Raw genomic sequence first — 13733 nt, 5'->3', positions numbered from 1 at the left:
CATGATGGCCTCTTTTGCACTTCTTCGTGCGGATTCTCCACAGGGCTTGTTTTTTTCTCCTCTGAACAGCAAAAAATGATCGACCCCGCTTTAGCGAGCCGACCAGCCGCCGTCCATCGTGTAGCTCGCCCCGGTGACCATGGCGGCGTCGTCGGAGGCGAGCCAGGCCACGAGCGAGCCGACCTCGGCCGGTTCCACCAGCCGCTTGATCGCGCTCTCGGTGAGCATGATCGTGCTCAGCACCGCCGACTCCGGAATGCCGTGCACGAGTGCCTGATCGGTGATCTGTTTCTCGACCAGCGGCGTGCGCACATAGCCGGGAGCAACGCAATTGCTCGTGACTCCGTGCGCGCCGCCCTCGAGCGCGGTCACCTTGGACAGGCCTTCGAGCCCGTGTTTGGCTGATACATACGCGCTCTTATACGGCGAGGCGCGAATGCCGTGCACCGACGACACATTGATGATGCGCCCGAAGTTCGCCGCATACATCTGCGGCAGCACGGCCCGAATCAGCAGGAACGGCGCCTCCAGCATGAGGGTCAGGATGTTGTGGAAATCGGCCGGCTTAAAGTCCTGGATCGGGTTGATGCGTTGAATGCCGGCATTGTTGACCAGGATGTCCACCCCTGCGAGCGCAGACGCGAGCGCCTCGTCGGTGAGGGCGGCGGTCTCCATGAGGTCGACGATCCAGATCGACCCACCGACCTCCTCGGCCAGGGCGGTGGCACCGGCGGTGTCGATGTCGGCAACGACGACGTGCGCGCCGCGGGCAGCGAGCGCCCGAACGACGGCGGCGCCGATGCCGCTCGCACCACCCGTGACGAGAGCGCGACGCCCGGCGAGGGGCTGCGCACTGGTGCGAACGGGAGCGGCGGTGACACGATCGGCGGCGGCATCGGTGAGATCAGTCATGATATTCCTTTGGTTGCTTGATCACTGCACGATCACTGCACGGGCAGGTCGGTGGGTGGCGAGGCTCCACCGGTGCGTGGTCTCCCTGACCCGGTTACTTCCTGACCCAATGGTTCGGGCCGGGTCAGTTTCCGGTGGTGACCGGCTCGAGCCCGTGCTTCCTGACCCAATGGTTCGGGCCGGGTCAGTTTCCGGTGGTGACCGGCTCGAGCCCGTGCTTCCGGGCGTCGACAGCGTCGACCTCACGCAAGGACGCTCCCGTGGTCTCCTTGAGTGTGACCACAGCGACCACCGTGATGGCGCAGGCGATCATGATGTAGATCGCGACCGGAACCCAGCTTTGGTATTGCTGCAAAAGCGCGGAGGCAATGATCGGCGCCATCGAGCCGGCCAGAATCGAGGTGACCTGGTAGCCGAGGGACACCCCGGAGTAGCGCATCCGGGTGGGGAACATTTCGCTCATGATGGCGGGCTGGCCCGCATACATGAGGGCGTGGAAGCAGAGCCCGACCGTGACGGCCAGAATGATCAGCACCGGGTTGAGGGTGTCGAACAGGGGGAAGGCGAAGAACGCCCAGGAAGCACCGAGCACGGCGCCGGCCAGGTAGACGGGTTTGCGGCCCACTCGGTCAGAGAGACGACCGACCTGGGGAATGACGATGAAGTGTACGACGTGCGCGATGAGCAGGGCGATCAGCAACTGGCCGGTGTCGTAGTCGTGCACGGTCTTCAGGTAGACGATCGTGAAGCTCACGATGATGTAGTACAGAATATTTTCGGCGAACCGCAGGCCCATGGCTCCGAGGATTCCCTTAGGGTACTTGCGTACGACCTCGAGCACGCCATAGTTGACGGCCTTCTCGGCTTCGACCTGCGCGCGGGCCTCGAGAAAGATCGGAGCTTCACTCACGTGGGTGCGAATGTAATAGCCGATGACGACGATGATCGCGGAGAGCCAGAAGGCCACACGCCAGCCCCAGCTGAGAAACTGCTCGGGCGACAGGAGCCCCGTCATGGTGAGCAACACCACAGTGGCGAGCAGGTTGCCCATCGGTACGGCGGCCTGCGGCCAGCTCGACCAAAAGCCACGGGACTGGTTCGGGCTGTGCTCGGCGACGAGCAGAACGGCGCCGCCCCATTCCCCACCGACAGCGAAGCCCTGAATAAAGCGAAGGGCCACGAGCAGGGCGGGTGCCCAGTAGCCGATGGTGTCGAAGCCGGGTAGACAGCCCATGAGGAAGGTGGCGGCACCCACCATGATGATCGTCACCTGCAAGGTGTGCTTGCGCCCGAGTTTGTCACCGATCTGGCCGAACACGATGCCACCGAGCGGCCGGGCGATGAATCCCACGGCATAGGTGAGGAAGGCGGCGATGATGCCGTCGAGTTCGCTGCCGGCGTTCGGAAAGAAGACCGTACCGAAGACCAGGCTCGCAGCGGTGGCGTACAAGAAGAACTCGTACCACTCCACGACCGTTCCGACCATGGAGGCGGCGACGATCTTCTTGAGTCCGGATTTTTCGGTTTCGCTGCCAGCGGGGCGAGCGGCCTGACCAGAACCGGCAGTCCCCACGCGTTGATTGACACTCATTGACTGTCTCCTTTGTGTCGTCGATGACACGTACTTGGCCGCAGCGGCGTGCGGTAAGGAATCGGTCGCCCCCACAAAAGTACGACGTGTCTGAGTATCCACGCACAACGGGCTGGTAACAAGAACCAAAAAAACAGAGCCGATGTGCATAATCGCAGATCATGGCTCAACGGGGTGCCCGTTCCGAATTTACTCAGGCACTGCACCGCCAGTTCATATGTGATCCCTAAGAATTCACTCACTGTTTACTCATCCGTACCTCACGCGCAGGCCGGACTCTGATTTCACGACCACGACGGTCGAAACCCGGGAGGAATGCCATGGTCACCAGGATTGTTTTGTACTCGCACGATTCGATCGGGCTGGGACACGTACGGCGGAACCTCGCCATCGCGCACGCACTGTCGTTGTACCTTCCGTCCATCATCCACGAACCGGTGAGCGGACTTCTGGTCACCGGACAGAGTGCCGCAACGTCCTTCCCCACTCCCGCCGGTTGGGACTGGTTGGTGCTGCCCGGCATCACCACCGGTGTTGACGGCTACCGCCCGCGTCATCTCACACTGGGCATCGACACGATGACGTCGATTCGCGCCAGCATTCTGCGCGTCGCCCTGCGCGAGTTCGCCCCCGACCTGTTGATCGTTGATCGGCACGCACTCGGCGCCCGCCGAGAACTCGAAAGCGCCCTGGTGAGCCTGCGCTCAACCCGGCCCGAGTGCGCCATCGTGCTTGGCCTTCGCGAGGTGCTCGACCGTCCCGCCGTCGCCCTCGCCGAGTGGCGGGCCATCGGCGGTGCCAGCGCTATCCGACGGTTGTTCGACGCGCTCTGGGTGTACGGCGACCCGCGCGTGCACAATGCATTCGAGACCGGAGAAATCCCGTCCTCGCTACTCAACCTCGCGGTGCATACCGGCTACCTCGCCAACGGTCGGCCGATCGGGCATACAACGAGCGACAGCGAGCCCTTCATCCTCACCACCGTTGGCGGCGGTTCCGACGGTCATCGTCTCGCCTCGGCTGCGGCCCGTGCGACCGCGCCACCCGGATACCGACATCTAGTCGTGACCGGCCCACAGATGCCCGACGCCCATCATGCCGAGATCACGTCCGTGGCACGCGAGGGCACGAGCATCCTGCGTTCGGTTCCGGATGCCCTCGCCTTACTCCGCCGCGCAGCCGCCGTCGTGTGTATGGGCGGATACAACTCGATCAGCGAAGTGATGACGACCGCTGCGCCCACCCTGGTCGTACCGCGCGAGGCCCGACGGCAGGAGCAGACGATTCGCGCCGCAGCACTGGCCCGCCGCGGACTCGTCGAGACCGTGACGACAGACACCGCGACTCCGGCCTTCCTGTCGGCCTGGTTCGCTGCGAACGTCGGCCGGGTCGTTCCGCGCAGCGCAGTGAACCTCGACGGCCTGGAGACAGTCGCCGTGCTCGCGGCGGCACTACTCAATTCCAAACAGCGGGTTCGCGAACCCGCGGAGGTGCAACATGCTGTCTGACCATTCCGGATCCCCTCGGATCGGCTACGTGCTCAAAATGTATCCCCGGCTCTCGGAGACGTTCGTCGTGTCCGAGATCCTCGCCCGCGAAGCCGCCGGTGAGAATCTGGTCATCTTCTCCCTGCGGCCGCCGGTCGATTCTCGCTTTCATGCGGAACTAGCCCGCGTGGCCGCGCCGGTCGTCTACATCGACCGGCCGTGGAAAACCTCCCTGCTCTGGGCGGAATTCCAGTCCACGGCCAAGACCGGCGTCGGGTCGGCAATGTCCGCCTGTCTCGACGAGTTGCTGCTGGCCGATGTCGACGACGCGGTGCAGGCGGTCAGCCTGGCCCGCGCCGTCAGGGAATACGGCATCACCCATCTGCACGCCCACTTCGCCTCGGTCGCCACAACGGTGGCCCGCCTGGCGTCGCTGCTCACGGGGGTGCCGTACTCATTCACGGCTCACGCCAAAGATCTTTTCCACGAGTCAGTGGACCCGACGGACCTGGCTGTGAAACTGGCCGGGGCCCATCATGCCGTAACGGTGAGCGAATACAACTTCGATTATCTGCGTCGCCGGTTCCCGGCCGAGACCTTACGACTGCACCGGGTTTACAACGGACTGGAACTCGCCCGCTTTCCATTCACCGAGCACCGACCACCCAGTGCGCCCCTCGCGGTGATCGCTGTTGGTCGCCTGGTCGAGAAAAAGGGCTTCAGCCTGCTGGTCGATGCGGCGCACGCACTGCACCATAGCGGCGTCGCGCTGACCGTGGACATCGTGGGCGGGGGCGAACTGACCGGGGCTTTGAGCGAACAGATCCATCGTCTCGGACTGTTCGGTATCGTTCGGCTGCTCGGCCCGGTGTCGCAGACCGAGGTGGCCCTGCGGCTGGCTGCCGCTGACCTGTTCGTCGCTCCCTGCATCGTCGGCAGCGATGGCAACGCCGATGGGCTCCCCACCTCCATACTCGAGGCGATGGCCCTCGGCGTTCCCTGCATTTCAACGGATGTGACGGGTATCCCCGAGATCGTCCGCGCGGGAGAGACCGGAATCCTGTGCCGCTCCGGCAGTCTTGACGACCTGGTGGCTGCCATGCGCGGAGCCGCTGATCCCGCCGCGAACCTCGGTCGGCTCGCCCGAAACGCCCGCCGGGTGGTCGAGGAGTCGTTCGATTCTGCCCGTCAGGCCCGAGTACTGGGCGAGTTGTGTGCCCACACCGACTCTGCTGCGAGCCAACTAGCGAACCACCCGGCGTCACTCGCACCGATGGCGGTGGCCTGATGCGCGTCGCCTATCTGTGTGTCGACCCCGGTGTTCCCGTCTTCGGCACGAAGGGCTCCTCGGTGCACGTGCAAGAAGTGGTGCGCGCCTTCCGGGACCGCGATATGACCGTGACCGTGTACTGCACCCGGCGTGGCAGCGACGTACCGGCTGACCTGCACGACCTCCCCGTCGTCGTGCGCACGGTAGCGGCCACCGAGTCACCAGCCGAACGGGAACGCGCCATCGCCAGCGCCGCGCAGAGCCTCGCCGACGCCGCGATCGAAGACGGATGCGACCTCGTCTACGAGCGCTACTCCTTGTTCAGCACAGCCTCGGCCGTCATCGCCCGCGCAACGGGGTCCCCCGTGATCCTCGAAGTCAACGCCCCGCTCATCGATGAACAGCGCACGCATCGTACCCTCGTGGACGAGGCCGGCGCCCGTGCCGACACCAGGCGGGTGGTGACGGCCGCAGCCGTGGTCGTGTGCGTCTCCGAGCCCGTCGCCGCCTGGGTCCGACCCTTCACAACATCGCCTCGTCGTATCACAGTCGTTGCGAATGGAGTGAATACCCGGCGTATCGTGCCCCCAGCGCACGCGTCAGTGACGTCCGGGTTCACCGTCGGCTTCATCGGCACCCTGAAACCGTGGCATGGCGTCGATGTACTGATCCGCGCCACCGCCCGGGCTGAATCTGCCGCACGCGCGAATTCCGGTCGGCGTGCCGCCAAACTGCCGTGGCGCCTGCGCATCGTGGGCGATGGGCCAGAACGGGCGGCGCTGCGCCAGCTGGCTTCGAATTACCCGCTCGATGTGGAGTTCACCGGGGCCGTGGCGCCGGAACGGGTGCCCGAGCTGCTGGCAGGCTTCGACGTGGCCGCCGCACCGTATCCGGCCGGCCAGGACCAATACTTCTCTCCCCTCAAACTCTACGAGTACCTTTCAGCGGGACTCCCCGTCGTCGCTTCGGCGGTGGGCCAGATTCCCACCGTCATCGTCGACGACTGCACCGGGCTGCTCGTTCCGCCCGGCGATGAGGTGGCCCTCGCGGATGCGCTCGGCCGGGTGAATGACGATCGTGCCCTGCGCGTGCGACTGGGCCGCGCCGCACGCGCACTCGCCGTTGAGCGGCATGACTGGTGGGCTGTAGTGGGCCGGATCCTCGGCCACCTCAGCGCGGCCGACCAAGCGCAGCTGAAGGCCGCCGACGCGGTCGCGCCGCAACCCGCGCTGCTGATCGGTGGCCGACGATGACGCGCTCACGCGAGCCCAGTGCCCTACGTCAAAGCCTGCGCATCGTCCGCCCCCACATCGGACGGCACTGGAAACTGGTCAGCGGCGGCCTGATCGCGCTGCTGATCGAGGTCGCGCTGTGCGTTCTCGAACCGTGGCCGGTGAAATTCGTGATCGATTCGGTCACGGCCAGTCTCGGCGCCACCCTTCCGGCCGGCTCAACCACGCCGCCGGCGACCATTGGGCTGCTGCTCGTCTGCGGAGCAGCTCTGGTGGCGCTGACGGCGGGGCGCGCCGTGAGCAGCTATCTGAGCACGGTAGCGTTCGCCCTCGTCGGGTCTCGCGTTGCGACCGACCTGCGTACGCGGGTGTTCACCCACGTTCAGGAACTCTCCCTGCGCTACCACGCCGCCGCCAGGTCCGGTGATACGGTGCAACGCCTGGTCGGAGACATCGGCCGGCTGCAGGAAGTCGCCGTCACGGCCGGGCTTCCACTTTTCGCCAACGTGCTGACATTCTTCGTGCTCACGATCGTCATGGTCGTGCTGGATCCGCTCCTCGCCCTCGTCGTTGTGGGCGCGGCCATAGCGTACCTGTTGTCGTCGCGACGCAGTTCACGTGCCATCACCTCCGCTTCCCGCACCACCAGGAAGGGCGAAGGATCACTCGCTAATACCGCAGCCGAAACGCTCGATGCTATCCGGGTGGTCCAGGCATACGGTCTGGAGCACACCGTCTCCGGAGCCTTCCGCAGCGGCAATGAGACCGCGCTGCGCGAGGGGATCAAAAGTCGCCGTCTGGCTGCCGGGCTCGAACGCCGAACCGACATCATCGTCGGAGTCGCGACCGCGATCGTGCTCGCCGGAGGCGGATGGCGCGTCATCGACGGGCAGATGACTCTCGGCGAACTGGTCATGTTCATGATGTATCTCAAGATCGCCATGAAACCGCTGCGCGACCTGGCCAAGTACACCGGGCGCATCGCGCGGGCCACCGCCTCGGGCGAACGCATCGCCGAACTCCTCGCCGAACCCATCGAGGTATTCGATTCGCCGACCGCTCGGCCGCTCGACCACAGCATGGGCCGGTTGACGTTCAAGGACGTGCACGCCCCGGACGGCTACGGCCGGCCGTTGTTCGCCGGGCTGTCGCTCGAGATTCCGGCCGGGCAGAATGTGTGTCTGCTCGGTCCGTCCGGCTCAGGCAAATCCACCCTGGTCGGTCTTATCCTGCGCATGGTCGACCCGTCCTCCGGCAGCGTGCGCATTGACGGCACCGACGTGCGGGAGGTGACGCTGCGCAGCCTGCGCGGGCAGGTGTCGATCCTGCTGCAGGATTCCGTGCTGTTCGCCACGACCGTGCGGGAGAACATCCGCTACGGTCGCCTAGACGCGACCGACGCCGACGTCGAGGACGCGGCCCGGATTGCCAATGCCGAAGAATTCATCACCGCCCTGCCGAGCGGCTTCGAGACGATACTCGGCGGTCGTGGCAACACCTTGTCGGGCGGCCAACGCCAACGCATCGCCATTGCTCGTGCCGTCCTGCGCGATGCCCCCATCGTCATCCTCGACGAGGCCACGACCGGTCTCGACCCCAGCGGTCGCAGCGTCGTCGAAGCCTCGATGGAAACCCTTATTCGGGGTCGAACGGTCATCACGATCACCCATGCTTCCCACGCCGTGCATCGCGCGGACCGGGTGCTGTGGCTCGAAGACGGTCGGATCGTCGAAGATGGGTCCCCGGCAGAACTTCTCAAGTCACCCGGCAGCCGGCTGTCAAACTGGCTGGCCGAGCAGGAGACGACCGTTCGGATCCGGTCGTGACGATGATGGCCATTACGAGCCCGCTGCCGAACGGCCGCGTCACGGCGAGGTCTCACGCCGCTGAGCAGGATCTGATCTCTCGGGATCCCCGCGTGGCGGCGCTCCGACTGGTTTTCAACGACGACGAGGAGCTGTCCGCCGCACTCAACTGCCCGGCACACGTCACCCGCATCCGCTACAAGCCGGCATCAAGCGTGGTGATCACCTACTCCAGCGACCGTTTCGCCGAACCGCACGACCGGTGGGGTGACCACGGCTGGCTCGCCAGCTATGTCGACGACAGCAAGGTGGACAAGAGTCTGATGAACGCGCGACGCGGCAACGCCGCTGCCGCACGAATGGAGGGTATCCGGGGAACCGTGCACGGCACGGCATCAGCTGACCGCAGGCTCGCCGGTACTCTCACGCGGCTGGATCAGGTCTGCCCTGAACTGACCGAAACATCGACCCTGCTCCGGCACAACCCGCACCGGCGGTTGCTCCTGCGCACGTCGGGGGCGACCGATCTCGTCGTCAAGGTCACGCCGCGCACCCACCGCGCAAGGGCCGACCAACAATTCCGTCAGGTCGAATTTCTCGATCACCTTGCTTCCGAGGGCATTCCGGTCGTTCGGTTATGGCATCCCGGAGGCCTGCGTGATGTCGTCGCCGGTCACTGGTGGGGTACCGGTGACCTCGCCGCCGTCCACAGCACGGATGCGGCGGGTGCGGCCGGGCGGGCGCTGGCAGCGCTGCATTCCCTCCGCCTGGCACCCGGCCAGTTTGCGATCGGCGCCCGCACCGCCGACCCGGCGTTGGCCGAATCCGAATCCGCGCGTGCGGCGGGCGCCATTGCGGTCGTCCTGCCCGAATTCGCCCACCGCGCGCACCGACTGGCCCAGGCCATCAACAATCGCCGTGCCACATCGGACCGGCCCAGCAACCCAGTTCTCACCCACGGTGATTTCTCGCCCGATCAGGTGCTCGTTAGACCCCGCGAGATCCACCTGATCGATTTCGATCGGGTCGGCTGGTCGGATCCGGAGCGCGACCTCGGTTCCTTCGCCGCGGCCGCCATCATCCTCAGGAGCCCGGACCTCGCCGTCGCCCTGTTTGACGGCTACGCCGACGCGGGCGGCGAACTGCACCCGGATGCGATCAACAGCTGGCTCGCTCACGCGCTGCTCAGCCGCGCCATCGATCCGTTCCGGTACCGGGCCGCGGACTGGGTCGGTGACGTCGAACACATTCTCACCGCCGCCGAACAGGTGCTGGAATCATGATGCTTTCACTGCCCCCCAGCGCCGACGACGACGGAACCACCTGGCAGATTGAACGCGCCTGGCCTGATCGTCATAGCGGAGCGACCTTCGAGGCGCGGGCCGGTCGCGACGGTCAGGTACGTGGTGGCCGTTGGACAGCGTCAAGCGGCGCCGTCCTCGGCCGCTTCGGCCACGACGACCAGCTCCCCGACCTCACCGCTACCGCCCGATCGGGTTGGATCGTGGTACACCGTCCCGGGCGTCGCGCTGTCGTGCGTTCTGCAGATGGCTCGAATTACGCGAAGGTCTTTCGGCCGGGTCGCGCGGCCGCTGCAGTGGCGGCAATGCAAAACGTCGAGGGGCTGGCATCCGCTTTCCTCCAGCCGCGCATCGTGGCAGTGACGAGAGACGTCGTCACCGCCACCACCGTTCCCGGACGCTCACTGCATGATCTCGGAGCGGATCCGGCCGCTGGCCTCGAGTGGGGTCGCGGCTGGCACGCCTGGCGCAGCGCGTGGGTGGATTCGATCGGCTCCGCACCGGCAGATCCGTCACTTCCCGCGCACGACGCGTTCGCCGAAGCGGCCATCGTACGGTCGTGGGCGGCGAAACTGACCAGTTTCACCCCGTCACCCTCGTCGTCTCGCCTCGTGCAGGTCGCCGATCGAGTTGCCGCCGGGCTGGTCGCTGGAACAGCCGACGCATTGCGCCCGGCCCATCGAGACCTGCACGACAAACAGATTCTGTGGGATTCCACGCACGGTAGCGGTCTGATCGACTTCGACACCGCAGCGAATGCGGAGCCTGCTCTCGACCTGGGCAATTTGCGCGCGCACCTGGCGCTTCGCGAGCGGCAGGGGCTTCTCAGCTCCGAACGCCGCACGCACGCCGCACGCCTGATCGATTCGGTCGCCGACGAACTTCACGTCGGTCCCGAACGCGTGAACGCATACGAAGCTGCGGCTTGGTTTCGTCTGGGCTGCCTTTACGCCTTCCGACCCCGATGGGCCGCGCTCGCCGCGGTGCTGCGCGCCGAGACCTGCCGGCAGCCGGGCGCCTAGGCATAATTGCGTATGACCTTTCCGCCGGCTGGCACCGCTCCCACTCCCGATGATCTCCTCATCTTTCTCGCGGTCGCCCGCACCGGCCGATTCACCACCGCGGCTGAAAGCCTGGGCGTGAACCACACCACGGTGTCCCGGCGCATCACCGCCCTCGAAAAGGCCCTCGACGGCCGTCTCCTGGCCCGCGCCGTGGGCGGCTGGGAGCTGACCGAGCTCGGAAAACGCGCCCGCACCGCGGCCGAGGGGGTGGAATCTGCGGTCAGCCTATTGCGTGGTTCCGACGCCGAAGCCCAAAAGATCTCCGGGGTGGTGCGCATGTCGGCGACGGACGGCTTCAGCGCCTATATCGCGGCCCCGGCCGTGGCCGTACTGCAGCGCCGGCATCCGCTCTTGCGCGTCGAAATCGTCACCGTCACCCGGCGGGCCCTGCAGCACCGTTCGGGACTGGACATCGAAGTCGTCGTGGGTGAGCCACAGGTGCACCGGGCGGAGTCGATTCTGCTCGGTTATTACAGCCTCGGAATGTACGCCTCACGGCACTATCTCAAGGCCCACGGCACACCGACCACCATTGCCGAGCTGACCGAGCATCCCCTCGTGTATTTCGTGGATTCCATGCTTCAGGTCGACGATCTCGATGCCCCTCGGCGGCTCGTGCCGCAGATGCGGGAGTCGCTCAGCTCCACCAACGTGTTCGTGCACGTCGAGGGAACCCGGGCCGGCGCCGGAGTTGGATTTCTGCCCTGCTTCATGGCCGATCAGCATACAGACCTGGTGCGCCTCCTTCCAGAAGATTTTCAGGAACGACTGCCGTACTGGATGGTTTTACGCACCGAGTCATTGCGGCTGCCGGCCGTCGCGGCGCTCGTCGCGGCACTCCGCGCGCAAATGGAGTCTTATGCGCCGGCGCTACTCGGCCGTAACGTCAGTGCGGGGACGGTCCCCGCCGATTAGACCGATCCGCGCAACCGGACAACTACACCCAACCGTGCAGCTGGACAACTACACTAGAAAGGCACCAGCGGGAGTGGTGGAATTGGCAGACACGCAGGATTTAGGATCCTGTGCTTTCGAGCGTGGGGGTTCAAGTCCCCTCTCCCGCACATGGTTCGCCCTTCAGCCCTTGACAGCATGCTTCCCACGGGGGCATCGTCGACGTCCTTCGGGTCATGCGAGGGTTCGGTTTTTGCCGAACCGGCATTTTTTTGGGAACGTTCATTCCGTTCAGCAGGGGCGTCCTGCGCGGATGGCACGGCCCGCGACCTCGACCAGCCCCACAACTATCTGATGGCCCCCACTGTTTCAGGGCCCGGCGGCCCGGCGTTCTCTCACTATTCGACGCTACCGTGTGACTCGGCACCCGCCGTCGCTTCCCGAACGTCTGCCCTCCGCCGACTGGAGTTCCCCGCGTGATTCACACCGCACTGATTCCCTGGCTCGACCCGACGCACATCATTGAGTCGGCCGGTCCCTGGGCTTTGCTCGTCGTCTGCGCGATCGTCTTCGCCGAGACCGGGCTGCTGGTCGGGTTTCTCCTTCCGGGCGATACCCTGCTGATCATCACCGGTCTGCTCGCGTTCCCCGCCGCCGGCGTCATCCGGATTGATATCTGGTGGGTCGCCCTGGCCATCGGATTTGCCGCGTTCCTGGGCGGTGAAATCGGCTACCTCATCGGACATAAGTTCGGTCCGCGCGTCTTTGAACGCAAGGAGTCCGGCCTATTCAGCATCAAGAACGTCGACCGCACGAATGCGTTCTTCGCGCGATTCGGCGGTGTCGCCGTCATCGTCGCCCGGTTCGTGCCGATCGTGCGTACCTTCGCACCGGTCGCGGCGGGCGTCGGCCATATGGACTACCGCAAGTACACGCTGTACAACCTGATCGGCGCGCTGCTCTGGGGCGGCGGCCTGACCTTCGGCGGGTACTTTCTCGGCTATATTCCGCCGGTGGCCGAATTCGTCACGACGTACATCGACCTGATCTTGCTCAGCGCGGTCGTCATCACCCTTATTCCCACGGTGTACCACTACGTGCAGTCAATCGTGAAAGCCCGCCGACTGCGCGGCCAGCCCACCACAGCCACGGGCAGTCACCTGCTCGACCCCGAGACGTTCAAGACCAACCACACCGGCCGCCACGAGAGCTGAGGCCGTCATCTGATTCGCTCAGCGGTGCTGGTGGTCTTCATGCTCGGCGTGCTCGGTCGGTTCCAGCTGAAAGGTTGAGTGAGCGACGTCGAAATGCTTGCTGAGGCATCCCGACAGCTCATCGAGCAAAGCGTCGGTGCCCTGTGCCAGCACGGTCGCCTCCACGACGATATGCGCGGTGAACACGTGCGCACCGCTGGTGATGGCCCAGACGTGCACATCGTGCACGTCGACCACGCCATCCGTGCCGAGCAGATGGCGCCGAATCTCGGAGATATCGGTGTCGGCCGGCGTGGACTGGCTGAACACACGCACGACGTCCCGTAACAGCACGAAAGCGCGCGGAACGATCATGGCGGCGATGACGAGCGAGGCGGCAGCATCCGCTTGGGCAAAACCGGTTATCAGAATACTGATGGCGGCCACGATCACGGCAACAGATCCCAGGGCGTCGCCGAGCACTTCGAGGTAGGCGCCGCGCATGTTGATCGACCCGGCAGCCGCCGGACGAAGCAGCAGCATTCCGGCGATGTTCGCTGCCAGACCGATGATGGCCACGATGAGCATGGGAGCTGGCAGCACAGCGCTCTCGCTCGGCGCCATCAGGCGAGCGATCGCAGCGACCGAAACGACGCCCGCCACGCCAAGCAGGATCAACCCGTTGATCAGCGCGCCGAACACCTCGGTACGCTGAAAACCGAAGGTGGCCCGGTCCGTCGCCGGGCGTGCCGCCATGACGGTGGCCGTCAGGGCAACGATGAGCCCGAGCAGGTCGGACAGCATGTGCCCCGCATCGGCCAGCAGAGCGAGCGATCCGGTCAGCCAGGCACCGATCGCCTCGAGCAGCAGCACGACGAACACAATGCCAATGACAAGGGCCAGTCGCCTCCGGTTGGAGTCGGTGCCGTGCGCGTGATCGTGACCCATGGCTCAACGTTAGAGCCGCGCGAACCCGCTTGCCAG

Annotated in this window: 11 protein-coding genes and 1 tRNA gene; 9 read left to right on the top strand and 3 right to left on the bottom strand. The window is 65.5% G+C overall.

From position 1 onward, the window contains the following. Positions 1 to 90: 90 nt before the first annotated feature. Together CXY72_RS13440 and CXY72_RS13435 are read right to left on the bottom strand one after the other, a co-directional pair. Positions 91 to 912 (bottom strand): 3-hydroxybutyrate dehydrogenase, encoded by an 822-nt coding sequence (locus tag CXY72_RS13440; RefSeq protein ID WP_104128171.1) that lies wholly within the window; start codon positions 910 to 912, stop codon positions 91 to 93. A 184-nt stretch (positions 913 to 1096) separates the two neighbouring features. Beyond that, positions 1097 to 2503, bottom strand: a complete 1407-nt coding sequence (locus CXY72_RS13435; RefSeq protein ID WP_104128170.1) for an MFS transporter — start codon at positions 2501 to 2503, stop codon at positions 1097 to 1099. 320 nt (positions 2504 to 2823) lie between these two features. Between CXY72_RS13435 and CXY72_RS13430 the strand changes: the two genes are divergently transcribed. The 9 genes from CXY72_RS13430 (at position 2824) to CXY72_RS13390 (ending at position 12770) form a co-directional block, all read left to right on the top strand. Further along, positions 2824 to 4011 (top strand): glycosyltransferase family protein, encoded by a 1188-nt coding sequence (locus CXY72_RS13430; RefSeq protein WP_104128169.1) that lies wholly within the window; start codon positions 2824 to 2826, stop codon positions 4009 to 4011. Then, the gene (locus tag CXY72_RS13425) at positions 4001 to 5278 is read left to right on the top strand and encodes a glycosyltransferase family 4 protein (protein ID WP_104128168.1); all 1278 of its coding nucleotides are present in this window, start codon (positions 4001 to 4003) and stop codon (positions 5276 to 5278) included. The genes CXY72_RS13430 and CXY72_RS13425 overlap by 11 nt, the downstream gene beginning before the upstream one ends. Then, positions 5278 to 6513: a glycosyltransferase family 4 protein gene (locus CXY72_RS13420; RefSeq protein ID WP_104128167.1), complete on the top strand. Its 1236-nt coding sequence runs from the start codon at positions 5278 to 5280 to the stop codon at positions 6511 to 6513. The genes CXY72_RS13425 and CXY72_RS13420 overlap by 1 nt, the downstream gene beginning before the upstream one ends. Beyond that, on the top strand, positions 6510 to 8318 hold the full coding sequence (locus CXY72_RS13415; protein WP_104128166.1) for an ABC transporter ATP-binding protein: 1809 nt from the start codon (positions 6510 to 6512) through the stop codon (positions 8316 to 8318). Before CXY72_RS13420 ends, CXY72_RS13415 begins: the two co-directional genes overlap by 4 nt. A gap of 2 nt (positions 8319 to 8320) precedes the next feature. Beyond that, positions 8321 to 9580 (top strand): aminoglycoside phosphotransferase family protein, encoded by a 1260-nt coding sequence (locus CXY72_RS13410; RefSeq protein WP_104128165.1) that lies wholly within the window; start codon positions 8321 to 8323, stop codon positions 9578 to 9580. Continuing rightward, positions 9577 to 10620 (top strand): phosphotransferase, encoded by a 1044-nt coding sequence (locus CXY72_RS13405; protein ID WP_104128164.1) that lies wholly within the window; start codon positions 9577 to 9579, stop codon positions 10618 to 10620. Before CXY72_RS13410 ends, CXY72_RS13405 begins: the two co-directional genes overlap by 4 nt. Positions 10621 to 10632: 12 nt before the next feature. Next, positions 10633 to 11577, top strand: a complete 945-nt coding sequence (locus CXY72_RS13400; protein ID WP_104128163.1) for a LysR family transcriptional regulator — start codon at positions 10633 to 10635, stop codon at positions 11575 to 11577. Between the two features lie 67 nt (positions 11578 to 11644). Beyond that, positions 11645 to 11726, top strand: a tRNA-Leu gene (locus tag CXY72_RS13395). 306 nt (positions 11727 to 12032) lie between these two features. After that, positions 12033 to 12770 (top strand): VTT domain-containing protein, encoded by a 738-nt coding sequence (locus CXY72_RS13390; protein ID WP_104128162.1) that lies wholly within the window; start codon positions 12033 to 12035, stop codon positions 12768 to 12770. Between the two features lie 18 nt (positions 12771 to 12788). Here the strand turns inward: CXY72_RS13390 and CXY72_RS13385 are convergent, their stop codons facing one another. Next, positions 12789 to 13697 (bottom strand): cation diffusion facilitator family transporter, encoded by a 909-nt coding sequence (locus CXY72_RS13385; protein WP_104128161.1) that lies wholly within the window; start codon positions 13695 to 13697, stop codon positions 12789 to 12791. Between the last annotated feature and the right edge of the window lie 36 nt (positions 13698 to 13733).

The organism is Cryobacterium sp. Y57, from assembly GCF_002929505.1.
GTDB lineage: Bacteria > Actinomycetota > Actinomycetes > Actinomycetales > Microbacteriaceae > Cryobacterium.
The sequence above is the reverse complement of the archived record's forward strand: the minus strand, read 5'-3'. Positions and strand labels throughout refer to the sequence as shown.

Bases quoted from the DNA above. Each gene is read 5' to 3' on its own strand.
- CXY72_RS13440 (WP_104128171.1), bottom strand. From the start codon at position 912: ATGACTGATCTCACCGATGCCGCCGCCGATCGTGTCACCGCCGCTCCC.
- CXY72_RS13430 (WP_104128169.1), top strand. From the start codon at position 2,824: ATGGTCACCAGGATTGTTTTGTACTCGCACGATTCGATCGGGCTGGGA.
- CXY72_RS13385 (WP_104128161.1), bottom strand. From the start codon at position 13,697: ATGGGTCACGATCACGCGCACGGCACCGACTCCAACCGGAGGCGACTG.
- CXY72_RS13435 (WP_104128170.1), bottom strand. From the start codon at position 2,503: ATGAGTGTCAATCAACGCGTGGGGACTGCCGGTTCTGGTCAGGCCGCT.
- CXY72_RS13410 (WP_104128165.1), top strand. From the start codon at position 8,321: ATGATGGCCATTACGAGCCCGCTGCCGAACGGCCGCGTCACGGCGAGG.
- CXY72_RS13425 (WP_104128168.1), top strand. From the start codon at position 4,001: ATGCTGTCTGACCATTCCGGATCCCCTCGGATCGGCTACGTGCTCAAA.
- CXY72_RS13400 (WP_104128163.1), top strand. From the start codon at position 10,633: ATGACCTTTCCGCCGGCTGGCACCGCTCCCACTCCCGATGATCTCCTC.
- CXY72_RS13405 (WP_104128164.1), top strand. From the start codon at position 9,577: ATGATGCTTTCACTGCCCCCCAGCGCCGACGACGACGGAACCACCTGG.
- CXY72_RS13420 (WP_104128167.1), top strand. From the start codon at position 5,278: ATGCGCGTCGCCTATCTGTGTGTCGACCCCGGTGTTCCCGTCTTCGGC.
- CXY72_RS13415 (WP_104128166.1), top strand. From the start codon at position 6,510: ATGACGCGCTCACGCGAGCCCAGTGCCCTACGTCAAAGCCTGCGCATC.